Genomic DNA, 23,187 nt, shown 5'->3' on the forward strand with positions numbered 1-23,187 from the left:
ACGATATTATTCTGCTTTTACGATATAGTTAAATGCGATATTGCGGGGGCGATTTTCATTCGCAGTAGGTACAATGCGAGAAGCATCAATTTCTAGTAGACTAAATCGATCCTGGGCTACAGAATTATATGTAGCACCAGCATTAAAATGACTTCCGGGGTTAGTTACAGAAGTATAAAAAGCACCACCAGCATAACTAAACATACGGGATGAGGTGGATACAGTTCGTCCACTTACACTACCAGTAATATTCCTAATCGCATCCCCTTGATGAGTTAAGATTCCACGGCCACTATCAACACCACGACCATCATCCCAACCACGAATAAACTCGCCTCTTAGATCAGGTAATCTACCGTCAGGATAAGCTTCTGCTAATTTAGGATACTGTGATCTACTAAAAACGGAACCATTACAAGTAAAATAACCGGAAGGTGGATGGGGTAACGGCCACGGAATAGGAGAGCCAACAGGGGTGCCGGAAATATTTGAAGCTTTTTGCTCTAAAGCTTTATCTAAAGCGCTATTAAATAGCACGGTCAGTTTAGCTATATCACCATCATCCAGTACATCTTCACCAGATTGTGTCGCAATAAAATTAGCCACAACAGATGATATTGTTGAGGATTGGCGTAATACCTTATTTAATACATGAGTAGAAACATTCTCAGGTGGAAACCCCGTCTTTAAATTCTGGCTTTCTTCATATTTTTCTTGACTCACTATATTAGCATTCTCACTAATAGAAAAGGCTTTAAAATCATTTCTTTGGCTCATATACTCCTCTTAAATTCAATAATATCATTCAGTAATCAATATATTAAATAGTCGTACAGATAGCCTCTCTCAATTGGCGATAATTATAGTCTAGTTCAGGAAAGGAATAATGAAATTTATTTTATAACTTATAGGGTTAATTATTTTTGTATAATTGACGGTAATAAACCACCCAATACATTGCAATAAATCTTCATGATAATATTTCCTACCTTTATTAAAACAAATGAAAAAATAATAGTGACAAAAAGTTCTTTCATTGAAAAGTAAAAAGACCACACTACAGCGTGGCCTTAAGCAAGGTAACTCACCAGTAAAAATCATTGTTTTTCAGCAAACAATAACCTGTAAATTCCCCCTCCAACAATCCCACCAATAATTGGCATCACCCAGAAAAACCATAACTGCTCTAAAGCCCAGGTATTCTGGAATATCGCAACAGCCGTGCTTCGTGCCGGATTGACTGACGTGTTAGTAATAGGAATGCTAATCAAATTAATTAAAACCAACGCCAAACCTATTGCTAATGGCGCAAAGCCCGGAGGTGCTCGTCTATCTGTCGCACCAATAATAACAATTAAGAAAATAGCCGTTAAAACAATTTCAGCCACAATAGCCGATTGAAGCGAGAATCCACCTGGTGAATGTTCACCAAAACCATTTGCTGCAAAACCACTCGTGGTCGCATCAAAACCCGCCTGCCCACTGGCAATAACATATAATACCGCGGCAGCAAGAATACCACCTATAACTTGAGAAATAATATAAGGAATAACCTCCACTGCCTTGAAACGACCACCAGCCCAAAGACCAATTGTTACAGCGGGATTAAAGTGCCCGCCAGAAATATGCCCAACAGCATATATCATCGTCAATACTGTTAAACCAAATGCCAAAGATACACCGACAAAGCCAATCCCTAATTCAGGAAATGCCGCAGCGAATACAACACTACCACATCCCCCAAAAACCAGAACAAAAGTTCCAAGTAATTCAGCCGCCAATTTTCTTAACATGTTTTGTCCTCATCCAGTTATCAAAACGAGTCACCTTGCTGAAATTAACTATAGCCAATAAATTAAAATCATGCTTATTTTTACTATAGCCGTATAAGTTGCTGATTCTTGTGGCATCTTTGCCTGATATTCACTTTAATCCGGGATTTTATGCAACATCTATCCTGTGCAGATCAACTTTTTGGTAAAAAATGGATAGCTTAAAATCAATTATCACCAAAATAAGTTCAATATTCTGTTGTGACTGCTCCCCGCCGTAAAAAACGGCGAGGATTCACTCCCTTGCCGTCTCAATGCATCTTGAAATCCATAGGGTATAGGTCATTCATCTGACTACTAAAACTGAAATATTTGCATATCCGACAATCCCTGAAGCGTTTGAACCTAATAAATGGGTGGAAATATTAGGCCGCCGGGAACCAATAACAATTAAATCTGCTTTAATTTCATCTGCTGTCGATAATACTTTATCCCTCGGTGATCCAAAGGCTACGGAGAAAGAGACTCGCTCTTTTGGCAAGTCTATTTTCTCAGCCACTTTTGCCAATTCCTCTTCTGATCTTGCAATAGATTTCTTGGCAAAAGAGTTGAGCAAGTCATAATGGTAACTATAACTAATTGAAAACCTTGATATGTCAGGAACGGCATGGAAAAGATGTATACCCGTCATCTTTCAAGCTGCCTCTTTGTCGGCTGCACTCACTCACCCCGGTCACATAGTTATCTATGCTCCCGGGGATTCATTCCCTTGCCGTCGCGATGCAACTTGAAATCCATAGGGTATAAACTATTACATTATTTGTTGTGAGTTGTTTAACTAAATCAAATAAATTACCGTATAGCTCTATTTTCAATCACTCAGAATCAAGATGCCACTTATGTAATATTCGATGAATGAAAGGTGTTACAACAAGCCCCAAAGTAATAAAGAACACACTTTCCAAAAATACCCCATATATGGCAATAAAATATTTACCGGGTAAACTAACAGGGACGGGATCTAAACCCTGCGATCCCAGCATAGATAAAGCGTTAAGCAAAGATTCACAAAATGTATGCCCCTCTATCAGGTAAAACCCCAGGACACCCGGAATTATTCCAATAAAGAAAAAGGTTGCAGCAATAAGGTAAAAACGCACCACCCGCCATAAAAAATGGTCCAAACGAATCAGTTTATCAGTAAATTTTTCCACAATTATTGCATCCTCAACAATTCTACGAAACCTTATGCAATCTCAATGAAAATGAAATCAGAGAAAATTTAATAAAAATATAGCAACACAGCGTTAGCTAAGACATATATAGCAAGCCATCCGAAGATGGCTAATCAATCTCTCTCATTACGTTTTAATCACCTTACCTGATAACCAAAACAGATGTTGTCGAATATTTGACAACACCTGATGCATTAGATCCTAATAAGTGCGTTGTAATATTGGGCCTTCTAGAGCCAATAACGATAAGATCAGCATTAATTTCTGTCGCTGCTGCTGTTATTTCATCTCTTGGCGACCCAAATGCAATGGAATAGGATAACCTGTTAGCAGGAAAATCGATGGTATCAAGCAGCGTTTTCAAATCATCTTCGGCTTTAATTGTCGCTTTATCCTTAATTTCATCATATCCCAACGAATATGCGTTAACAATCGCGGATGAAATTGGCAGTACATGAAGAATATGGAGCTTCGCACCTGTTTCTTTTGCTAAAGACAGTGCATGCTTAACCGCTTTACTCGTTAGTTCATCTTCTGAAATATCTACCGGTACTAAAATAGTTTTGTACATACGCACGCTCCTATATTTACATACCAAACCAGACTACTACATTTAGTATACGCTATATCCTGTTAATTACTATGAGCTATTTTCCTCTTCCCACACCTTTCTCTATAACCAGATAATTAATATCGTTTTTAATTTATTTACCTTACACCTTTAGTTTCATATAGTTATGATCGTTAAATACGTAGCAAAAGTGGGATATGTACAGGGGCAATAACATTAACCCCTGAGACCCTACCTCACTGCCGATATAATGCTTTTATTTGCTGAACGGTATTTTCAAATATCTTAGCCTGTTTTTCATTGCCCATTTCTGCAATAACATGTTCCAAATTCAGTACAACTTTCCCTGCATGAGCTTGCCCCATAGTTTTAAGAATAGAAGCCAACAGAACTTTCAAACATGTCACCTCTGTTGCTAAGGTTTCAGTATCAGATGAAGGAATTAAATCGATTTTATTCATAGTCGTTACCTGTTTACGTATTAATTGCGTTATGAAAATAATAATTATACCACATAATTCACCCCCTATTTTTATACATTTTCCAAATAGATCTACGCCAAAAAACGTTAAATTATTGTTAAACCCATTTGTTTTATAAATATTTATTTAGTTATTAATTTTATCATAATCAGAATATATAGGACATTCTGATTTCAAATAAATGACACTTGTTATCATATAAAATAATTCTCTTTTGTCTTTGGAGGAGATAAGTATAATATTCGCATTCTTGATGAACTTTTAGGATAATTTATCTATTTTATTGTTTTATATAATCTTTACTAAAAGTTAAAAAACAGACAATTGAAGTTAACTCTTCTGAAACAAATTCAATACACAAGCAATATACCCTATGGATTTCAAGATGCATCGCGACGGCAAGGGAGCGAATCCCCGGGAGCATAGGTAACGATGTGACCGGGGTGAGTGAGTGCAGCCAGCAAAGAGGCAATTTGAAAGATAACAGGTATATCAATGAAGCTCATGTATGAGCATAGAGCCAGTTGGAGACACTTTTTTGATAAATATTTTGTTAGTCGATGATCATGAGCTGATCAGAGTTGGTGTAAAACGTATTCTTGATGACGTAAAAGGAATAACCGTAGTAGGAGAAGTTAATTGTGGTGAAGATGCGATAAAATGGTGCCGAGCTAATAAAGTAGATATCGTGTTAATGGATATGAACATGCCAGGCATTGGTGGCCTGGAGGCGACAAAAAGAATCCTACGTTATTGTCCCGATGTCCGTGTCATCATGTTGACTGTCTATACTGAAAATCCTTTACCAATGAAGGTGATGCAGGCTGGCGCCAGAGGATATCTCAGTAAAGCCTCTACCTCTCAAGACATGGTTAATGCAATTCGTGCAGTTAATGCCGGCCAGCGCTATATCGCTCCCGATATCGCTCAACAGATGGCCCTTAGCCAAATTAGCCCACAGCAAGACAATCCATTAAGTTGTCTGTCTGATCGTGAATTACAGATTATGCTGATGATCACGAAAGGACAAAAGGTGAGCAATATCTCTGAACAACTTAATCTCAGCCCAAAAACCGTTAATAGCTATCGCTACCGAATGTTTAGTAAACTAAATATCAGCGGTGATGTAGAATTAACACATATGGCAATACGTTATGGGCTATTCGACACAGAGAGTCTATTAAATAGTGACGGAACAATTTGATTCAAAAACATTTTTAAAAACAGTAACCAGTCAGCCTGGCGTTTATCGTATGTATGACACCTCAGGCACGGTTATTTATGTCGGTAAAGCCAAGGATTTAAAAAAACGGCTTGCCAGCTACTTTCGCGCACAGATCGCCAGTCGTAAAACCGAATCTCTGGTTAAAAATATTGTTCAAATAGATGTTACGGTTACGCATACCGAAACCGAAGCACTGCTGCTGGAGCATAATTACATTAAGCTCTATCAACCCCGATATAACGTTTTACTGCGAGATGACAAATCCTACCCTTACATTTTTCTCAGCGCAGATAAACACCCACGACTGGCAATGCATCGGGGAGCTAAACATTTCAAAGGTGAATATTTCGGCCCATTTCCAAACGCTCATGCGGTACGAGAATCATTAATTTTACTGCAAAAACTTTTTCCTATCCGACAATGTGAAGATAGCGTCTACCGCAATCGCTCGCGGCCATGCCTGCAATATCAAATTGGCCGCTGCCTTGGGCCTTGCGTTAAAGGGCTGGTAAGTGAAGAAGAATATCAGCAGCAAGTTGATTATATTCGTCTGTTCCTTTCAGGCAAAGATCAGCAAGTTTTAACCAGATTAATTGACCGAATGGAACAAGCCAGCCAGCAACTGAAATTTGAAGATGCAGCAAGATACCGAGATCAAATCCAGGCCGTTCGTCAGGTTACTGAAAGACAATTTGTTTCAGGAACAGACGATGACCTTGATGTTATCAGTGTTGCCTTTGAAGCGGGCATAGCTTGCCTGCATGTACTGTTTATACGTCAGGGCAAAGTACTGGGTAGCCGAAGTTACTATCCTAAAGTCCCGACTGGGACAAAGCTTGATGAGATTGTACAAACATTCCTTGGTCAATTTTATTTACAGGGCAGCCAAAATCGGACTTTGCCCTCAGAAATTTTGCTGGATTTTACTCTGCCAGAAAAAGACATTTTGTCTGATTCTTTATCTGAAATATCTGGGCGAAAAATTCATATTCAAACCCGACCCCGCGGAGATAAAGCCCGTTATCTGAAACTTGCCCGCACAAATGCAACAATCGCCCTAGCGACCCGCTTATCACAACAATCAACTATTCATCAAAGATTAGACGCTCTCACCAAATTAGTTAAGTTAGCAAAAATTCAGAGAATGGAATGTTTTGACATTAGTCACACTATGGGGGAACAAACTGTTGCATCCTGTGTCGTCTTTGATAGCAATGGCCCACTACGTTCTGAATACCGGCGCTATAATATCAATGGTATTACTCCCGGTGATGATTACGCTGCCATGAATCAAGTACTACGCCGTCGATACGGGAAAGCATTAGATGAGTCAAAAATTCCGGACATTATTTTCATCGATGGCGGTAAAGGGCAATTAGCTCAAGCAATAGATGTCTTTCAGTCTCTTGATGTTGAATGGGATAAAACGCGACCTCAATTAATAGGCATTGCCAAAGGCAGTGATCGCAAAGCCGGGCTTGAAACACTATTTTTCGCGACGGAGGATAAAGGTATCGCATTACCGCCGGACTCTCCTGCCCTGCATGTGATTCAGCATATTCGTGACGAATCACATAATCATGCAATAACCGGGCACCGTCAACGTAGATCTAAAGTTAGAAACACCAGTACGCTGGAATCTATTGAAGGCGTTGGGCCAAAACGCCGACAAATGTTACTGAAATACATGGGAGGTTTGCAGCCTTTACGTAATGCAAGTGTCGAAGAGATCGCAAAAGTACCGACTATTTCCTATGCATTAGCAGAAAAAATTTATAATGCATTGAAACACTAAGTACATTGATGCACCATACTTATAAATTCCACTATAGCCAGATAGTTAAGAAGCACTATGCAATTAAATATACCAACATGGCTCACTCTATTTCGTATCGTCCTGATCCCATTTTTTGTCCTGGCATTCTATTTGCCATTCACATGGGCGCCGATGGTTTGTGCCATAATTTTTGTTGTCGCTGCGGCGACAGACTGGTTTGACGGTTTCCTCGCCCGCCTTTGGAAACAGACAACTCGCTTTGGCGCATTTCTTGATCCTGTCGCGGACAAAATCATGGTTGCTGCCGCACTAGTCTTAGTTTCCGAACACTATCATACATGGTGGATAACCCTCCCCGCAGCAACCATGATAGCGCGTGAAATTATCATCTCTTCTCTCAGAGAATGGATGGCTGAATTAGGCAAACGCAGTAGTGTTGCCGTTTCCTGGATGGGTAAGGTAAAAACGACAGCACAGATGGCGGCGTTAGTTGCTTTATTATGGCGCCCTAATTTTGAATTCGAATTAGGCGGATTCATATTACTTTATGTTGCTACGGTGATGACATTTTGGTCAATGTTTCAATATGTCAACGCGGCTTGGTCTGACTTGCGTGAAGCTTGATCGAAATGACGTAAAAACCATCGAACAAACACAGCGTAACAATAATTGTGTTGACTCGATACGTGAAGTAAGTAGAATGCAACGCATCGAACGGCACATGAGATTTACGAAAACAAATAAGTAAATCAGCCAGTTCAAAGCAGTGCGGGAATAGCTCAGTTGGTAGAGCACAACCTTGCCAAGGTTGGGGTCGCGAGTTCGAGTCTCGTTTCCCGCTCCAAGTTACTGTTCAGAAGTTGGATAGTAACTTAGCGAATAAAGGTTTAGTAGCTGAATTATTCGTTGAATAATTATTCATTGAATATAGAAAGGCGCGTTGGCAGAGTGGCCATGCAGCGGATTGCAAATCCGTCAACCTCGGTTCGACTCCGGGACGCGCCTCCAAAATCAGCCCAGGTGGTGAAATCGGTAGACACAAGGGATTTAAAATCCCTCGGCCTTAAGGCTGTGCGGGTTCAAGTCCCGCCCTGGGCACCAAATAAAAACTTGCTGTAAAACAGTGAGTTAGGGAAAAGAAAAGGCCACCGCAAGGTGGCTTTTTTGCTTTCTGCGATGAGATGAAAATTGAAAAGTGGCGGCAGAATGGCGACAGATTGGCGGCACTGGTTATATAACCAGTACCACTTTTGCGCCAAAAATCAAGCCAACATAATGGGTAAAAAAATAAATTTTGCGGGTTTTTGCTACAGCATTGTGGCGGGGACATATAAACGCCATGATTAGCCTTGGTAATCGGGGCTTTATTTTACCTTGATGGTGCAATCGAATTACAGTAGGTTCTATAATATGAATTAATCTCATTTGTGCCAAAGAGGGTCTCATGGAAAACATATTTGCAACCGTAGCGGTGATTACATTCATTGCCTTTGTTGTTGGACTTATAAAGCCAAGTCTAGTTTTAATGCCGAATAGAAAAAAATCTTCATTTATCTACTTACTCGCGTTTTTTGCATCAATCACTATAGGTTCTCAACTCTACCCAACTCATAATTCAACCACATTAAAGTCAACAGAAAAAACCAATCAGGAACCCCAGGAAGAAAGAAAAGAAAAACATAGTGACAAAAAATTCAAATATGCCTCAAAAACACTCAAAGAGTATAGAAACGAACCTCAATACGAAAGAAAAGAAATTGTTGAAAACTATGTGTCATACAAAGATATCCCTGAAACCGAAACAGATGATTTCTACAGTTGCTTAAGCCAGATATCGTATACGAAATCAGGTGATCTTAAACTGGGAGATGTACTTGGATGGTGTTATGCCGACTATACTCAAGATCCCAAATCACTTACAAATCGCATTAACTTTGATGAATTTATGTCTAAATTTAGCGGATGGGATGGCTCATATCGCCCACTCGAAAAAATTATTAAAGAAAATATGCATGATGAATCCACATATAAGCACGTAGAAACAACCTATCGCTTGATATTAGATAAAAATCCTCATGCAGTAATAGAAACGACTTTTAAAGGTAGTAATGCCTATGGTGGGATCGTAAAACAAACCATCTCAGCAAATGTAGATATTAAGACAGGCCAAATAATAAATATAATATCTAAGTGATAGCCGCCAAAACCCCGATTTTCGGGGTTTATTTTCTTGCTTACAGTAGAGCTAAAAACCAAAACCTATTTGCTCATCACCGTAGTGACTTGCCGGGAATGCCATTTTTGGTAATTTGAATTCTGGCGGTAATTCATGTTGATTGGGTGTACAGAGATAGCGTTCAACGGTTGTAATGGTTGTAAATGTACAGCCGCATAGCAGATTTTGGCATTGATGATAGCTGCGACGAGTTTCTTCACTCATCATTTCACTTGTGCGGGTCTTTGCTACAGCATTGCAGCGGGGACATATAAACGCCATGATATTAGCCCTCTAATCTAAAAGGGGTTTGCTTAATATAAGCATATCACGACTTGTGACTATTTTTGCTATTTTCGTCAGCCACGCTCATTTCTGTATTCTTAATTTTTAATTCAAGTTCCAGTGAAGTTGTATAACCACTGTCACCGATGTTGTGCCCCACTCTTGTTATTACCCACTCAGAGGAGTCAATCACTGTCTTAAAACCAATCACTTGCGCATAGAGATCCGGATAGAGATCTGGGCGGCCCCTTGCCAGTGTGATACTAAATTCGGCGGCTCCTCGTTGCAAAGTGGCCCATTTCGCCGCGGCAGCACGGCGGGCTATACGTTCTGTCTTGAATGTCTGACGCATCACATACACATTTCCCTCTGCACCTTCTAAATAATCGCCCTCTTTTTTGCTTGATTTATTTGATGCTGTTGCCTTGGTTTTTGTTTTTGTGGATTGGTCAGGCTGACTTTTACGCTTCATTGTTGTTGCGGGTTTTTTACCAAAGTTTAAATCCAACCAATAAGCCTTAACGCCGGTGTAAGCATCTCTATCAGCCAGGCTAAAATTATGCTTATCCCCAGATTCACGTTTGAGAGTAACAACCGGCAAGGGCTTACCGCTGCGTGAAACGCCCTGGCCGGGTACAATGAACAGCAACATACCGTTTTTGATTGTCGCAATTGCGCCGAGCATTTCAGCCATCCGGCCCAAAAAACTAATGTCAGACTCATTGGTTTGGTCGGCGTGGTCAATCTCAATATTCATCAATTGACGACTGACGCCGGGCTTTAAATTGTATCTGCCAGCAATCGCACTGACGACTTTTGCAACCGTGATATCGTGCCAGCTGTACTCTCGTTTGACATTGAATTCTTGTCTAAAGTCTGCAGACCTGGCGGTCACAGTTAATTGGTCCGGGGGACCGCTGTGACTAATTTCATCAACTGTAAAAAAACCTTTGTGAATAAGGGGTTCTCCCTGCCAGCCAATTGCAACAGAAATCTCGACGCCGCGTGGCGGTAATGCAACTTTACCGTCTGAGTCGTCAATGACCAACTCAAGCGTATCTGCTTCAAACCCCCGATTATCCGTTAGTGATAGTGAAATCAGCCGGTCATTCAGTGTTGTGATTTGCTGACCGCCAATCATTAGATCAAAAGCAGGCTGCTTGACGTATTCACTCGCCATTAAATTATCAAGAAAACTCATCACCCACCCAGTACCGATTTATTTCAGTCCATCATTGCCGCGCGTGCGCGTGTAGACAATTAGCGAGTGTTGTCGCGGTACCACGACACGCGGCACAACATGATTTCTTGTTGCTGAGCTATCACTATAGCAACATGTTCAATCATGAGAGTAAAAATCATGGCCGCTTTTCATCATGGGGTCTCTGTTACGGAGACAACAAAACTCAGTACGCTAATCCGGGACATTGATACGTCAATTATTGGCGTTGTTTGTACCGCTGATGATGCTGATCCAGAACTGTTTCCGCTGGACATGCCAACGCTGGTAACGCGTATTAACAGTGTGATTGGTAAAGCCGGGAAAACAGGGACGCTATACACAACACTGAAAGCCATTTCTGATCAGTGCAGCCCAAAAGTGATTGTTATCCGTGTTGCTGACGCAGCGAAACAAAAGTCGGGTGAAGATACAAAAACACAAGATCAGCTTGTTATCGGCGGTGTTGGTACCGATGGGCGCTATACCGGCTTATACGCCCTATTAACAGCTGAATCCAATGTTGGAGAACATCCACGGATTCTAGCGGCCCCCGGACTTGATACGCAGGCCGTCGCGGCTCAGATAGCGATATTTGCGGAGAAGCTGCGTGCATTCGCTTACATCGGCGCGAATGGCAATAAAACGCTGGCTGATGTGAAGAAATATCGTGAAAACTTCAATCAGCGTGAGCTGATGGTGATTTACCCCGATTTCATTACTTACAACAGTCAGTCAGGGAAAAATGAAACGATTCCCGCTACGGCGTTCGCCCTGGGGCTACGTGCTCGTATTGACGCTGATCAAGGCTGGCATAAGTCGTTATCTAACGTTCCCGTTAACGGCGTGCTTGGCATTTCTGCTGATATTTGGTGGACGCTGCAAAGTACCGACACTGACGCTAACGATCTCAACAGCAAAGGCGTAACTACACTGATTAAAAGAGATGGTTTCCGTTTCTGGGGCAATCGTACTTGCGACAGTGAAACTTACTTCTTTGAAGTCTATACCCGTACCGCTCAGATCTTGGCAGATATGATTGCCGAAGCGCATTTCTCTTATATTGATAAAACGCTAACCCCTTCTCTCATCAAAGATGTGATCGATGGCATTAATAGAAAAGGAGTACAACTGGTCACAGAAGGGAAATTGTTGGGCTTCGAATGTTGGTATGACCCGGCAGACAATCCGAAAGAAAACTTGCGGGATGGTAAAGCGCATATTCGCTACAAATATACGCCGGTACCGCCGCTGGAAAATCTACAACTCACTCAGACGTTCACTGATGAATATTTCGCCGTTTTTAATCAGTTAGGCTAGAGGAAACACACAATGGGTATGCCAAAAAAGTTGTTCATGTTTGATACGTATATCAACGGTCAAACATATTTAGGCCAGGTTGAAGAAGTCACTACGCCTAAGCTGTCATTGAAAACCGAAGATTATCAGGGCGCCGGCATGCCGGGATCAGTCGCGGTACTCGTCGGAATGGACGGGGGCGCGTTGGATATGGATGTCACAATGGGCGGTATTGAAGCTTCATTGCTGAAAACATGGGGCGGTACGCTTGACAGTCTGCAATTGCGCTTTGCTGGTTCTTACTATGACGATGCAACCGGGCAGACTATCGCGTGTGAAATTCAGACGCGAGGACGTTTCACGGAACTTGACTGGGGTTCGGCAAAAGCGGGTGACAACACTCAACATAAATACACGCTGAAAAACACGTATTGCAAAGTCACGATTGATAATAGTGAAGTGTTCGAAGTCGATATGTTGAATTTGGTCTGGAAAGTCGACGGCAAAGATTTACTTGAGCAGCACCGGGCCAATATCGGCCACTAATCTAATTATCTACTTAATTTAATGGCCGTAATTACGCCAATTGGCCAATTGCAGGAGATTTAACCATGTCAAAAACAATTACCCTCTCAGAACCTTTAGAGCGCCACAACGGGGAAACCATTACACAGGTCACGATCACTGACACGATGAAGCAAGTGGGCGCCTTACGTGGGTTAAAACTGTATGACGTCATGACAAGTGATGTGAACTCTCTCATCACGCTATTGCCGCGTGTGACACAGCCGCGTTTGACAGAAGCAGAGATTAACAGCATGGGGATTCAGGATTTCACAGCACTGGCAAGCGGTGTTGCTGATTTTTTAGCACCGAGCTCGGAAGCCGATACGATCAAAACACAGGACGAAAAATAATTCCGTGCCCGTTTGTGGAAACAGACGAAATTATCGCGGATATCGCGACGGTTTTTCACTGGGCCCCGTCTGAGTATGACGCAATGACCGTGCTCGAATTATTAAAATGGCATGAACGCGCAGCCGCACGCAATGGAAGTGATTCATGACAGATCGTAATCTTAACATCCGTGTATCACTGAGCGCCGCTAATAAGTTATCCGGTCCCGTTAGTGCTGCCAGTCGTGCAGCGGCGGGGCTGGCTTCTCAAATCAAATCAACGTCAAGCGACATTAAGAGCCTGGCAAGTCAGACAAAAACGTTTGACCGCTTAAGCGATTCTATTAAAAAAAACGCGGAGACTTACGACAAAGCCAAAGCTAAAGCCAAAGAGTTAGCGGCGCAATTTCCGCGGTTCAGGGAACAAACCGAAGAACAGCGCAAAATCCTGCTTGCAGCCAGACAGGAACGGGATCGCTATGGCCGCACACTGGATAAAGAAAAACAGAAATTACAAGCGGTTGGCGCTCAGATGTACCGACACGGCGTTTCTGTTCGTCAAAGCGATAATGCCACTGCTCAAATAACCCGTCGCACTGAAATTTACAATCAGCAATTAGCCGAGCAGCAACGGCGATTAAATGCGGTCACGCGTGCCCAGAATAGCTATAGCAAAGCCAAGGAAATGCGCGGGAAGCTTGCCACCGCAGGGGCTGCTGCGACGGCGGGTAGCGCGGGCTTTCTGTATGCTTCATCTCGCATCATGGCACCCGGTCTAGATTTCGATGAGGGCATGTCTGGCGTTCAGGCACTAACCCGTCTCGATAAAAATGATCCTCGCCTTAAGATACTCAGAGAACAAGCCAGAGCATTAGGGGCCAGTACGGCATTTACCGCGACTGATGCGGCGGCAGGTCAGAAATTTTTGGCTATGGCGAACCTTACCCCTGAATCTATCAAAGCGGCGTTACCCGGCGTGCTTAATATGGCATTAGCTGATGACGTGGACCTGGGGGAAGCTGCTGACATTGGCTCAAACGTGCTGACCCAGTTCAAACTCAATGCTGATCAGATGGACCGGGTGTCTGACGTTCTGACTGCGACATTTACTCGAAGCAATACTGATTTACGGCAACTTGGCGAAACCATGACTTATGCCGGGCCAATTGCTGCCAACCTGGGCATTAGCTTAGAAAGCATGGCATCAATGGCCGCAATGATGGCCGCGAATGGCATGCGCGGCAGCATGGCGGGTACGGCTTTGAGGGGGGGGTTATCCCGCCTTGTCGCGCCTGTCGGCGCGGGCGCGGATGCCATGAAGGCTCTGGGTATTAAAGTCAGCGGGGCCAACGGTAAATTGCGGGATATGGGCGATATTCTAAAAGAACTGGATCAAAAACTCCGCAAATATGATCAACCCAGCCAAATACGCATCAAAAAAGACATCTTCGGTGAAGAAGCGATGGTCGGAATGGGGGCCGTGCTAGAAGGTGCCGCAAACGGTAAATATGACGAACAGAAAAAGGCTAATGAAAATTCAAAAGGTGAAGCCGAAAAAGTTGCAAAAGTCAAAATCGATAACCTGAAAGGCGACCTTAAACAACTCAAATCAGCGTGGGAAGATTTGGGGATACAAATGGAGGAGAGTGTTGACTCTCCGTTCCGAAAACTGACACAAGGGCTAACAAAGATTATTGCTCGCGTCGGCGACTGGATGAAAGCCAATCCCAAATTAACCTATGCAATCATGGTTGGCACGCTGGTTATCGTGACGCTAGTCGGCGCACTGGGTGCACTGGCGCTGGCTGCTGCTGCGGTCATTGTGCCTCTTGCTGCGATGAAACTCAGTATATTTATGCTGACGGGCGGCGGCGGGATCGGCAAATTAATTCCGTCCGTTGGTAGATTAACGGGGGGCTTAAAAGGGTTGCTGCCTTCACTAGGTGGCGTTAGCAGAAGTATTAAGGGATGGGGGCCGATTTTCCAAAATAGCAGCGCGGCATTGCGCCGTTTTGGCGGCCAGCTTGTAACAAGCGGAGCCAATGGATTTAAAGCGTTAGGGAGTGGAGCATCGGCAGCGGGACGCGGGATCGCGATGGCTTTTACACAGCCAATGGCGACTATGTCTATGCTGTTCAACGGGTTAAAGAGCTTAGTTTCTTCGGGGTTTGGTGCATTGCGGAGTGGCGGAACAATCGCGCTTAGAGCATTGATGAGCGGGTTTTCGCTGTTACTGAGTCCGCTTGGTCTACTTATTGTTGCTATTGTCGGTGCCGCGATATTGATTTGGAAATACTGGGAACCCATTAAAGCGTTTTTTAGTGGTTTTTTTTCCGGCTTGATTGAAGGGCTGGCGCCGATTAAACAGGCATTTAACGCTGCGTTTGCGCCATTTGCGCCTATTTTTGATGGTATTGCGAATGCAGTTAAAAAAGTGTGGGACTGGTTCACAAAACTATTTGAACCCGTCAATACCACATCAGAAGATTTGAAAGCGTGTACAGAAGCCGGAAAAACATTTGGGGAAATTGTCGGAAAAGCAATCGGTGCTGTAGTATCCGTCATTTTGAAAGTAGCCGAGGGCGTTAGCTGGCTGCTTGAAAAACTTGGCGCGATTCCCGATGCCACAAAAGCCGCCGCTGAAGCTGCTCAGGTCATGAATAAGGCTGGTGAGCCTATCAAACCTGCCGAAGTCGGTGATGGGGTTGCGTGGCGATGGGATGATAAATTAAAAAAAATGGTCAAGGAAGAATGGAAACCCGGCGCCGAAGAACCAATCAAACAAGCAGGCAAAAAAGCTGATGAAGTAGCTGGTAATGATAAAAAAACCAATATACCGGCATTCGGTACCGAGGTTTACACCCCTAAAGGAGATAAAAAGAACAATAAGAATCAGACAGGCGGGGGAACCACAAATACATCATTACAAAATACTGCATCACTCGCTGACGCGAATAAACTGGGTGAAATTGTCTTTAAGAATTATCCCGCCGTGACTGCAATAGATGGCGCGTATCGTGAGCCCCAATTGAATGTACCGCGTGCCTCATTGTTATCTCGACTAAAAGATTCTGCGATGGGGCTTGCAAATGCGGTGCTGCCAGAACCACAACCGGCGTTCGCTGGCATTCCGGTACCGATTGATCTGAACGGAAATAGAAATGAGCGGCAAAGAGCGAGTGACAACTACACTTTCGAGCTGAATTTTTACGGCGTTGATATGCGTGACAGCAAAGCCCTGGGTGACTTAGTGAAAGAAAAAATACGTGAACTGATGCGAGAAAATAATACGCGTCGCCGTTCTCGTTTAACTGATGGAGATTGATTTTATGATGATGATCTATGGTATGTTTGTTTTTATGTTGAATACCGCGCCCTACCAAACGTTAAGTCGTGAAATGGCTTGGCGGCATGTGAAAAATGACCGCGTGGGGAAATCGGCAAAATGGCAGTATATCGGGGCGGGTGAAGATAGCATTACGCTTGATGGAGTGCTCTATCCAGAAGTGACGGGGGGTGATATTTCTCTTGAAGCCCTGCGCACACTTGCATATGCGGGCAGGGCTTGGCCGTTAATTGAGGGCACCGGCATGATTTACGGTATGTTCGTGATTGAAAGCCTGAATGAAACCCGGACCGAATTTTTTTCTGATGGAAAAGCACGAAAAATTGAATTTACTTTATCACTGAAAAAAGTCAGTGAAGATATTAGAGAAGGCTTAAGCAATATCACTGCTGATGATCTACTTAATATTGTTAAGTAATGTAGTACGTTTGCCCACTCTGTTTTTATTTAAAGCGTTAACTGTATCTTGAGATATCGCAGCAATATCATTGCGGATTTTCTCATTATCACTTTTCGACGATATAAGCTTTCTATAATTGGTTGCTGGCATGATATCCATGATACTACTTACAGCAATAAAAAAACGACGTATTGACATCTCTAATTTCCAAATCTGGGTACAGTAGACAAGGGCCAAACGGCCCTGTTCTTATTTAGGTACAGGCGGCCACTCAACGTCAGGCGCTTGATTCACATCTACACGAGTCAGCAATACTCTGTACTTTTTCCATTCGAGTAGAGCGGCTTTCTCTGAGTCAGTAGCGACTTCTAAATCAACAGAGTCTTGTAGCAATGAGAGTGTTTCATTTGCTTGTTGTAACAGTGCTGCTTGTTGTTGCTTAGCTTCATTAATCTGATGGGATTTGAGAAGGTCTTTATCAACTACCCATTCTTTACCGTTCCACTTATCGAAGTCTGTGGGAGGCTTCTTGAACGTCAGGGTATCCGGCAGTTCACCGATTTCAGTGACTTCTTGCGGAGCGCGAGTTAACGTGTCGTAAGCTGTTTTGCCACGGTAATCCGGGAGGATTTGCCAGCACTTACCGTCTTCACTGCGACAAACGGCCACATCGTGAGAATCGGGAAGCTTTGGCGCATCGGGATAAGCACCGGCTGACAGACTGACACCCAACATCACATACTCAATGTCTGAAACTGTGAATTCTCTCGTTATCTGATTCGAGTGATAAACCTTTATCCAGCCTGCCTGAATTGCTAATCCGTCTTTACCTAATACGGCTGTTTCATGTTCTAAAGAGTACTTTTGTTCAGTCATTATGCTGCTCTCACTATGTAGTTAAATGCGACGTTGCGGGGGCGGGTTTCGTTTGCTGCTGCTTCAGTAACGCCGCCAGTGTACGTATTTTGATCAAGTGAACGTGTGTATGTGCTTCCTTTTCCTGTTGACCAGGACTGATTCCCGGCGAGAATGAGGTCTTCAACATTTTGTTTTGAAGCTACTTTATAGTGATTATGATCTTGTATCGCGTCTCCTTGCCATGTTCCAGGCATTCGCCCTGGATCAACGCCTCGACTATCATCCCATCCCCTGATAAATTCACCGCGCAAATCAAGAAGTTGCCCGGAGGGATAAGCTTCTGCTAACTTTGGGTATTTTGATTTATCAAACGTTTGGCCGTTGCACGTAAGATAACCGGCCGGAGTGTATCTGTGAGGATACGGAAGCGGAACGCCGACTGGAACAATATCATCAAGTGTTGCTAACGTGCCGTTTTTGTTTGGGAAATTAACAAGATAAATATTATTACCCGCAGCGTTTCGCTTATATAAATAAATAGATTGCTCATTATCATTAGTTAGATTTGCCTCGATAGCAAAGAATCCTCTGTTTTCTTTTCCAGCTGGCGGTAAAAAATTAATTAATGGATATATGCTCCTTGTATTAACAACTCCAATATTCCCTCTTGCGAAATTAGCATCAACAAAGCTTTGCTGCGCTGAATTCCTCGCCAACTCCACCGTCTCCACCAATCCGAGGTTTTTCACAAACTCACTTTTATTAGGGATGTCTGCGCCATTTTGATTTTTGGCTAGTTTACTATTTGCATTATCATTTACATCAGAAACTAACTTCTGAGTGGCTGCAAGGGTATTACTGTTGCCTGTTTTGTCTGTGAGCTGGGTGATGCCTTTTTGGGTTAATGAGGCGTCGGGCATGCTTGCAAGCTTACTTGCTGCAAGATCATAAGCCGCTTTTACGGCTTTTGGCGTAGCAGATAAGGTTTCACTTACGCTATTTGTCGCACTACTGAGTTGTACTATCCCCTTCTGAGTCAATGAGGCATCAGGCAACGGCGGTAAATTCTTTTTCAGCAAATATTGTGGATGCGGATCACTAGCTGCAAGATGCTCTTTAAATGCATTATCACAGTAAGCTTTCACTTCAATCGTGTTTTTATCGACATACTCGCGCGTTGCCAGTACGACAGAGGGATCAACTTTTAACGTGACTGACTCAGTACTGTTAACAATTAAAATCATTCTCACCGTCTGCGTTCTGCCTGACCCTTCTTGTAATTGGGGTTTATAGGTTTCCGGGCAATTCGCTACTGCTATCAGACTATCCTCGCCATCAAATAAGCCAATTTCACGCATCCACCAACCACCCTCACTTTCAGGGATAATCTGTTCAGCAATAATTTGGTTAGTGTTTACCGGATCGACGCTTAATGTATTAATCGCGGCTCGACGCTTTTCATTGACTAATTGTGTTTGATTAGCGTCAGGCTCTGGTAATTTGCCGGCGCCGTCGCCCACGGCCATGTGAGTAATGCTAATTTTGGTACCCAATGCGGCAGCATTCGCCAGCTTTGCCGCACCCAACTTAGTTAAAATGGCAAAGTATTTCATGATAAAATCCTCATCGTATCAATCAAATGAACCGCAGATCCCGCATGAGCGGTACCTTTAGTTTCAATCATTTCTGGCAAATAGGGGTAAACTGTCAGACTATCGCCGATATAGCTTGTTGCCGCGCAGTGAATGACACCCGATATATCTAAACTGACAGCCAAGCCGATTAGGTGGCGGCTCACAGGTTTGGCATCAGAGATTAAACGTTCAAGCTCTGAAAATATTTCCGCAGTAATCCCGCTCTCACGAACGCCGACTTCAAGTCGAAAAGTGCCGGGCGCATCATTGGTTTGCCACCATTCCTTTATTTGAATGAAATAGCCCAATGGCTCTACCACACGGCGGATAGCACCAATAGTGCCCTTATGTTTGTGCAAAAATAGTGAGTTTTTTATTACATCCCGCTTAGTCGTTACCGGCCAGTTTTCATCCCAACGATCAACGGACCACGCCCACGCCAGATAAGGTAATAACTCCACCGGGCAAGTATCAGGATTCCAGAGCTGGCGAAGCGGTACCGGAACATTTTGCAATTGTGCACATGCCTTAGCTGCGGCCACTTCCAAAACGGTAGAACCCGATGGCAACAAGCGGTCATTCATCAGAACCCCCGACACTGAGTTTTGCGCTGGTGCAAAATGACACCTGGGTTTTATCTAACACAACATCATGAGCGGGTGATTTCAATTCCACGCGTTGCACGCCCTCCACATGTAGAGCGGCATAAATGGCAGATAAGCGAATATCACGCCCTAAACGATGTTGTGTCTCTGTGTAGCGTTTCATTTGTTGCATGGCGGCAATGCGAATCGGTTCGGACTCCGGTGTCGGATAGAGATAAAGCACGGCATCAATCTGATATTCAATTACTTTTGCTGACTGAACTATTAGCCGGTCAGCAACCGGTCTAACATTCTCGTCATTAAGAGCTATAGCCACTTTATCCAACAAATCTTGTGATGCTACGCCGTTATTTTCTCGCGACATAATAGTCACAGTGACATTTGCCGGTGACGGGCTGATAGCTGATGCATCAGCAACACGGCCATCAGCACTCCGGGCATGATATTCATAAGCACCCACCGGCCCGGCAACGCTCAGCCCCTCGAAAGCCTGGGGGATACGAACGCGAAAATCGTTATCGGATTCCATGATAGCCGCAATAGGCGGAACCGTGTCGTTATCAGCTTGTTGCAGCATGAGACGCGTAATATTGTTATTTGCGCCCAACTGATCTAAATCGCTACCCGCTGCATAGGCCACCATCACCGCGCGAGCCGCTTCATTCACGCGCTGGCGCAGCAATAACTCCCGATAAGCATTCTCTTGTAATAATTTCACAATGGGTTCAGATTCCAACTCAAGCGTGCGAGTGATTGCAGCTCGTTGCTCTTCGGGATAAAGAGATATCAGCCTGGCTTTACGTTCAGCCAACAGGCTTTCATAATCCAGTGGCTCGACGACATCAGGTGGCGGCAACTGGCTTAAGTCAATGGTCGGCATAGTTTCACCTCACGGGGATAGCTATTGTTAAGTCATTTCCGTTGATATAAACGCCAGTTATTTCAACGTGCATTTCTCCCGCTTCTGCTCGCTGAAATGTAATTGTTGTGAGTCGTACGCGGGGTTCCCAACGCATGATTGCCATATAACAAGCACTCATAATTTTTAGACGTAATGCCGGATTCTGCGGCTGATCAATCAATGCGGGCAGCAATGAACCGTATTCGCGTCGCATGACGCGTGTGTTGATTGGAGTCATTAAAATATCGGTGATGCTCTGGCGAACGTGTTCAATATCAGTCATGTTGCGGCCCGTTTGCTTATTCATACCCAAAAATTTCATTATGCAGGGCCTCCTGATGTGTCACCGCCTGATCTGACGCCGGTGTGTTTATGGGAATCCACGATCACCCCGTTTGAGCTGAATTGCCCGTCGTTATGCTCAATATTTCCAGTCATTTTTCCGCCTTTTTGCACTACCAAGCTGGCTGTTGTCAGTAAATTGGTACAAATGACGTGAGGCGTATCAAGCGTAATTTGACTGCTTGCGGTACAAGTCATTTCTGGCGCAGTGACATGAACAGAACCGGAGGCATTCACCGTTGCGGTTTTAATACCCGTTACTTTTAAGGCACTGACCGCTGGCTCATATTCCATCACTGCCCCATCAGGAAAAGCAATATGAACAGCCTCGGCAGAAACTGACGGCGCCGGAAACTGATCAGAATAAACAGCCGGTAAGACAAAAGCAGTAGTCAACTCTCCACCAATGGCAAGCAATAAAACCTGTTCGCCAACACTGGGCGCCCACCAGGTACGGGAATGACCTGCTCGCAGTGTCAGCCAGGGTATCCAATCCGTTTTTAAGTCACCTGTCCTTACCCGACAACGATGACCAACGAGATCAACATCCGTGACCAAGCCGACGCGGATAATATTTGTTAATAGTCGATGCAATTCTGGCAGTGTCATAGTTCACTCACGAGGTCATGATAAATTAATTCAATCAGTTGCAGTCGCTCATGCGGCGTGATGCCTAACAATTGACGTTGCGGATACTTCGTTTCTGCCAACGCGTTAATACTGCCTTCCAAACCGTATTGATGCTGACGAGCAATTGCTGCGGCCCGGCCTTGAAAACCAACAACAGCGGCGGCTGATGATGCACTGGACTTAAGAAAACGCGCGGTTCTCAATCGCCGGAACATCGGATCGCGGCGATTTGACGTTTTTTTCACTTCACTGTGATTGATTTCCAGATAACGCTCTATATTACTGCGATAAAATGAACGTACCGCGTTACGTTCTTCGTCAAAGCCAGTAATCATACGCCCCCGGCGTCCGCGCGTTGCGCGCCAATTTTTCAGCGTGCGCACATCTCCTTGGTACAAAAACTTAATACCCTTCTGCGAGCGTAATACGCGACGGCGGCGCGGCTCATAAGCGGTACCATCCACATTTTTTTGGCTGCGAATGCGCTTCTGTTGGTCAGCGCGGATCGCCTTTGACAGCTTATTAGCCAGTCGGCGGCGGTATGCCGGTTTTGTGGTACTGATTAATTTTTGCAGTTCATTATCAAGCGCAACGAACAGTGAATTATTTTCCGTCATTGCTGTACGCTCCCGTCAATCAATACACCCCAAGGATCTTTAGCAGAGGGATAAGGAGGCTCATCAAGATGTTGGGCTGTCAATCGCCCGTTTTCTGATTGAACAACAACACGTTCAGTTGTTCGCAATACAAATAAAATATCTGCGGTACCGTCACTTAAGATATCGGCATCAAACTTCATGCCATCCGTACGCTGATCAGGATTAAATAACAAATCAGGTTGATGCCGACGCGCCCACTCAAGAACCGACACGCTGAGACTGTCGAGCGAATGCGGGTAGTCAAGCGCAAGCACATGTAATTTATACTGATACAAAAATGACGGTGACGCCGTTCCTGTCGCTATCAGATTTCCTTCTGTGACATACACTTCCAGTCGGTCTGGATTTTGAACAAAAAAGGGATTGTGTTTTGTGATAATGTCTCTCATCAGTTTTGTTTTCAGCATATCTCCCCCTACTGGCACTGGGTTTTTATGTAGTCCTGCAAATATTTTATTTGCTGTTCGTTCTCAACAATCATTATCCGGTTTAGCAACAGCACGACACGCAGCCATACATGCTGTTTGCATATCGTTTCTTGCAATTGAAAGCCAACGCTTATCAGCATCACAATCACAAAGAGAATCCAACTGGGCAATAAACTGGCGACTGATTTCTTTCAATCGGTTCATGTTAGCGATATCTTTATCATCAAGTTTTCGATAGCCCTGTATTTTGCTGCCGTCTTGCTGTTTAGCTTCGTTCATCGTAAACACTCCATTCTAATGTAGTCCTGCAACCCCAGAATCATTTACTCTGAGGTCTCTGAGGTGGCAGGGTGTTCATGAATACTGTTCCTTGGCCCAGTTTCTCCAGTCAAACCCACATTCACATTT

The 23,187-nt window shown here is 43.9% G+C and carries 28 protein-coding genes and 3 tRNA genes; 13 read left to right on the forward strand and 18 right to left on the reverse strand.

All coding sequences use genetic code 11. The features are described 5' to 3' along the window. Positions 1-6: 6 nt before the first annotated feature. From ACGF5R_RS17870 to ACGF5R_RS17895, 6 genes are all read right to left on the reverse strand, one after another. Positions 7-777, reverse strand: coding sequence for a phage tail protein (locus tag ACGF5R_RS17870; RefSeq protein ID WP_262981422.1), 771 nt, complete (start codon positions 775-777; stop codon positions 7-9). Positions 778-1,097: 320 nt separating this feature from the next. Then, complete coding sequence (aqpZ, locus tag ACGF5R_RS17875) at positions 1,098-1,793, reverse strand: aquaporin Z (RefSeq protein ID WP_112876979.1); 696 nt, start codon at positions 1,791-1,793, stop codon at positions 1,098-1,100. 325 nt (positions 1,794-2,118) lie between these two features. Continuing rightward, positions 2,119-2,463, reverse strand: a complete 345-nt coding sequence (locus ACGF5R_RS17880; protein WP_387692042.1) for a universal stress protein — start codon at positions 2,461-2,463, stop codon at positions 2,119-2,121. Between the two features lie 184 nt (positions 2,464-2,647). After that, positions 2,648-2,986, reverse strand: coding sequence for a hypothetical protein (locus ACGF5R_RS17885; RefSeq protein WP_112876978.1), 339 nt, complete (start codon positions 2,984-2,986; stop codon positions 2,648-2,650). A gap of 163 nt (positions 2,987-3,149) precedes the next feature. Next, positions 3,150-3,578: a universal stress protein gene (locus ACGF5R_RS17890; RefSeq protein ID WP_112876977.1), complete on the reverse strand. Its 429-nt coding sequence runs from the start codon at positions 3,576-3,578 to the stop codon at positions 3,150-3,152. A 236-nt stretch (positions 3,579-3,814) separates the two neighbouring features. Further along, a complete protein-coding gene (locus ACGF5R_RS17895) occupies positions 3,815-4,039 on the reverse strand; it encodes a DUF2594 family protein (protein WP_112876976.1) in 225 nt (74 codons plus the stop codon). 559 nt (positions 4,040-4,598) lie between these two features. On the opposite strand from ACGF5R_RS17895, the gene uvrY reads away from it, so the two are divergent. The 7 genes from uvrY (at position 4,599) to ACGF5R_RS17930 (ending at position 9,256) form a co-directional block, all read left to right on the forward strand. Next, positions 4,599-5,264 carry a UvrY/SirA/GacA family response regulator transcription factor gene (gene uvrY / locus ACGF5R_RS17900; protein WP_387692044.1) on the forward strand — a complete coding sequence of 222 codons (666 nt, stop codon included), beginning with the start codon at positions 4,599-4,601 and terminating at the stop codon, positions 5,262-5,264. After that, complete coding sequence (gene uvrC, locus ACGF5R_RS17905; RefSeq protein ID WP_387692046.1) at positions 5,248-7,080, forward strand: excinuclease ABC subunit UvrC; 1,833 nt, start codon at positions 5,248-5,250, stop codon at positions 7,078-7,080. Before uvrY ends, uvrC begins: the two co-directional genes overlap by 17 nt. A gap of 57 nt (positions 7,081-7,137) precedes the next feature. After that, on the forward strand, positions 7,138-7,686 hold the full coding sequence (gene pgsA / locus ACGF5R_RS17910) for a CDP-diacylglycerol--glycerol-3-phosphate 3-phosphatidyltransferase (protein WP_112876974.1): 549 nt from the start codon (positions 7,138-7,140) through the stop codon (positions 7,684-7,686). Between the two features lie 144 nt (positions 7,687-7,830). Next, positions 7,831-7,906: transfer RNA gene (locus ACGF5R_RS17915), tRNA-Gly, on the forward strand. A gap of 90 nt (positions 7,907-7,996) precedes the next feature. Further along, positions 7,997-8,070 (forward strand) — tRNA-Cys (locus tag ACGF5R_RS17920). 6 nt (positions 8,071-8,076) lie between these two features. Further along, a tRNA-Leu gene (locus tag ACGF5R_RS17925) sits at positions 8,077-8,163 on the forward strand. Positions 8,164-8,506: 343 nt separating this feature from the next. Then, complete coding sequence (locus ACGF5R_RS17930; protein ID WP_112876973.1) at positions 8,507-9,256, forward strand: hypothetical protein; 750 nt, start codon at positions 8,507-8,509, stop codon at positions 9,254-9,256. A 51-nt stretch (positions 9,257-9,307) separates the two neighbouring features. On the opposite strand, the gene ACGF5R_RS17935 is transcribed toward ACGF5R_RS17930, so the two are convergent. Both ACGF5R_RS17935 and ACGF5R_RS17940 read right to left on the reverse strand, forming a co-directional pair. Further along, complete coding sequence (locus ACGF5R_RS17935) at positions 9,308-9,559, reverse strand: ogr/Delta-like zinc finger family protein (RefSeq protein WP_112876972.1); 252 nt, start codon at positions 9,557-9,559, stop codon at positions 9,308-9,310. A gap of 46 nt (positions 9,560-9,605) precedes the next feature. Next, positions 9,606-10,763: a phage late control D family protein gene (locus ACGF5R_RS17940; RefSeq protein ID WP_112876971.1), complete on the reverse strand. Its 1,158-nt coding sequence runs from the start codon at positions 10,761-10,763 to the stop codon at positions 9,606-9,608. 159 nt (positions 10,764-10,922) lie between these two features. Here ACGF5R_RS17940 and ACGF5R_RS17945 point away from each other — a divergent pair, with 159 nt between their 5' ends. From ACGF5R_RS17945 to ACGF5R_RS17970, 6 genes are all read left to right on the forward strand, one after another. Beyond that, positions 10,923-12,101, forward strand: a complete 1,179-nt coding sequence (locus ACGF5R_RS17945; protein WP_370446046.1) for a phage tail sheath subtilisin-like domain-containing protein — start codon at positions 10,923-10,925, stop codon at positions 12,099-12,101. A gap of 12 nt (positions 12,102-12,113) precedes the next feature. Then, positions 12,114-12,626 (forward strand): phage major tail tube protein, encoded by a 513-nt coding sequence (locus tag ACGF5R_RS17950; RefSeq protein WP_049585618.1) that lies wholly within the window; start codon positions 12,114-12,116, stop codon positions 12,624-12,626. Between the two features lie 65 nt (positions 12,627-12,691). Then, a complete protein-coding gene (locus ACGF5R_RS17955; RefSeq protein ID WP_112876969.1) occupies positions 12,692-12,997 on the forward strand; it encodes a phage tail assembly protein in 306 nt (101 codons plus the stop codon). A gap of 83 nt (positions 12,998-13,080) precedes the next feature. Further along, a complete protein-coding gene (locus ACGF5R_RS17960; protein ID WP_315903414.1) occupies positions 13,081-13,146 on the forward strand; it encodes a GpE family phage tail protein in 66 nt (21 codons plus the stop codon). Then, positions 13,143-16,301 carry a phage tail tape measure protein gene (locus tag ACGF5R_RS17965; RefSeq protein ID WP_112876968.1) on the forward strand — a complete coding sequence of 1,053 codons (3,159 nt, stop codon included), beginning with the start codon at positions 13,143-13,145 and terminating at the stop codon, positions 16,299-16,301. The genes ACGF5R_RS17960 and ACGF5R_RS17965 overlap by 4 nt, the downstream gene beginning before the upstream one ends. A 4-nt stretch (positions 16,302-16,305) precedes the next feature. Continuing rightward, positions 16,306-16,740 (forward strand): phage tail protein, encoded by a 435-nt coding sequence (locus tag ACGF5R_RS17970; protein WP_112876967.1) that lies wholly within the window; start codon positions 16,306-16,308, stop codon positions 16,738-16,740. Here ACGF5R_RS17970 and ACGF5R_RS17975 read toward each other — a convergent pair. The 10 genes from ACGF5R_RS17975 to ACGF5R_RS18020 form a co-directional block, all read right to left on the reverse strand. Next, entirely contained in the window at positions 16,720-16,920 is a 201-nt protein-coding gene (locus tag ACGF5R_RS17975) for a hypothetical protein (protein WP_112876966.1), read from the reverse strand. The genes ACGF5R_RS17970 and ACGF5R_RS17975 overlap by 21 nt on opposite strands. Before the next feature lie 51 nt (positions 16,921-16,971). Beyond that, complete coding sequence (locus ACGF5R_RS17980) at positions 16,972-17,598, reverse strand: tail fiber assembly protein (protein ID WP_387692048.1); 627 nt, start codon at positions 17,596-17,598, stop codon at positions 16,972-16,974. Beyond that, on the reverse strand, positions 17,598-19,193 hold the full coding sequence (locus ACGF5R_RS17985) for a phage tail protein (RefSeq protein WP_387692050.1): 1,596 nt from the start codon (positions 19,191-19,193) through the stop codon (positions 17,598-17,600). The genes ACGF5R_RS17980 and ACGF5R_RS17985 overlap by 1 nt, the downstream gene beginning before the upstream one ends. After that, positions 19,190-19,798: a phage tail protein I gene (locus ACGF5R_RS17990; protein ID WP_262981738.1), complete on the reverse strand. Its 609-nt coding sequence runs from the start codon at positions 19,796-19,798 to the stop codon at positions 19,190-19,192. The genes ACGF5R_RS17985 and ACGF5R_RS17990 overlap by 4 nt, the downstream gene beginning before the upstream one ends. Next, positions 19,791-20,699 carry a baseplate J/gp47 family protein gene (locus tag ACGF5R_RS17995; RefSeq protein ID WP_112876962.1) on the reverse strand — a complete coding sequence of 303 codons (909 nt, stop codon included), beginning with the start codon at positions 20,697-20,699 and terminating at the stop codon, positions 19,791-19,793. Before ACGF5R_RS17995 ends, ACGF5R_RS17990 begins: the two co-directional genes overlap by 8 nt. 4 nt (positions 20,700-20,703) lie before the next feature. Next, positions 20,704-21,042 carry a GPW/gp25 family protein gene (locus ACGF5R_RS18000; protein ID WP_112876961.1) on the reverse strand — a complete coding sequence of 113 codons (339 nt, stop codon included), beginning with the start codon at positions 21,040-21,042 and terminating at the stop codon, positions 20,704-20,706. Then, the gene (locus ACGF5R_RS18005) at positions 21,042-21,671 is read right to left on the reverse strand and encodes a phage baseplate assembly protein V (RefSeq protein WP_112876960.1); all 630 of its coding nucleotides are present in this window, start codon (positions 21,669-21,671) and stop codon (positions 21,042-21,044) included. The genes ACGF5R_RS18000 and ACGF5R_RS18005 overlap by 1 nt, the downstream gene beginning before the upstream one ends. Next, positions 21,668-22,309: a phage virion morphogenesis protein gene (locus tag ACGF5R_RS18010; protein WP_387692052.1), complete on the reverse strand. Its 642-nt coding sequence runs from the start codon at positions 22,307-22,309 to the stop codon at positions 21,668-21,670. Before ACGF5R_RS18010 ends, ACGF5R_RS18005 begins: the two co-directional genes overlap by 4 nt. Beyond that, positions 22,306-22,758 carry a phage tail protein gene (locus ACGF5R_RS18015; protein ID WP_112876958.1) on the reverse strand — a complete coding sequence of 151 codons (453 nt, stop codon included), beginning with the start codon at positions 22,756-22,758 and terminating at the stop codon, positions 22,306-22,308. The genes ACGF5R_RS18010 and ACGF5R_RS18015 overlap by 4 nt, the downstream gene beginning before the upstream one ends. 63 nt (positions 22,759-22,821) lie before the next feature. Further along, on the reverse strand, positions 22,822-23,058 hold the full coding sequence (locus ACGF5R_RS18020; RefSeq protein WP_387692054.1) for a hypothetical protein: 237 nt from the start codon (positions 23,056-23,058) through the stop codon (positions 22,822-22,824). Between the last annotated feature and the right edge of the window lie 129 nt (positions 23,059-23,187).

Source organism: Photorhabdus sp. RM71S (assembly GCF_042879355.1).
Taxonomy (GTDB): Bacteria; Pseudomonadota; Gammaproteobacteria; order Enterobacterales; family Enterobacteriaceae; genus Photorhabdus; species Photorhabdus kayaii.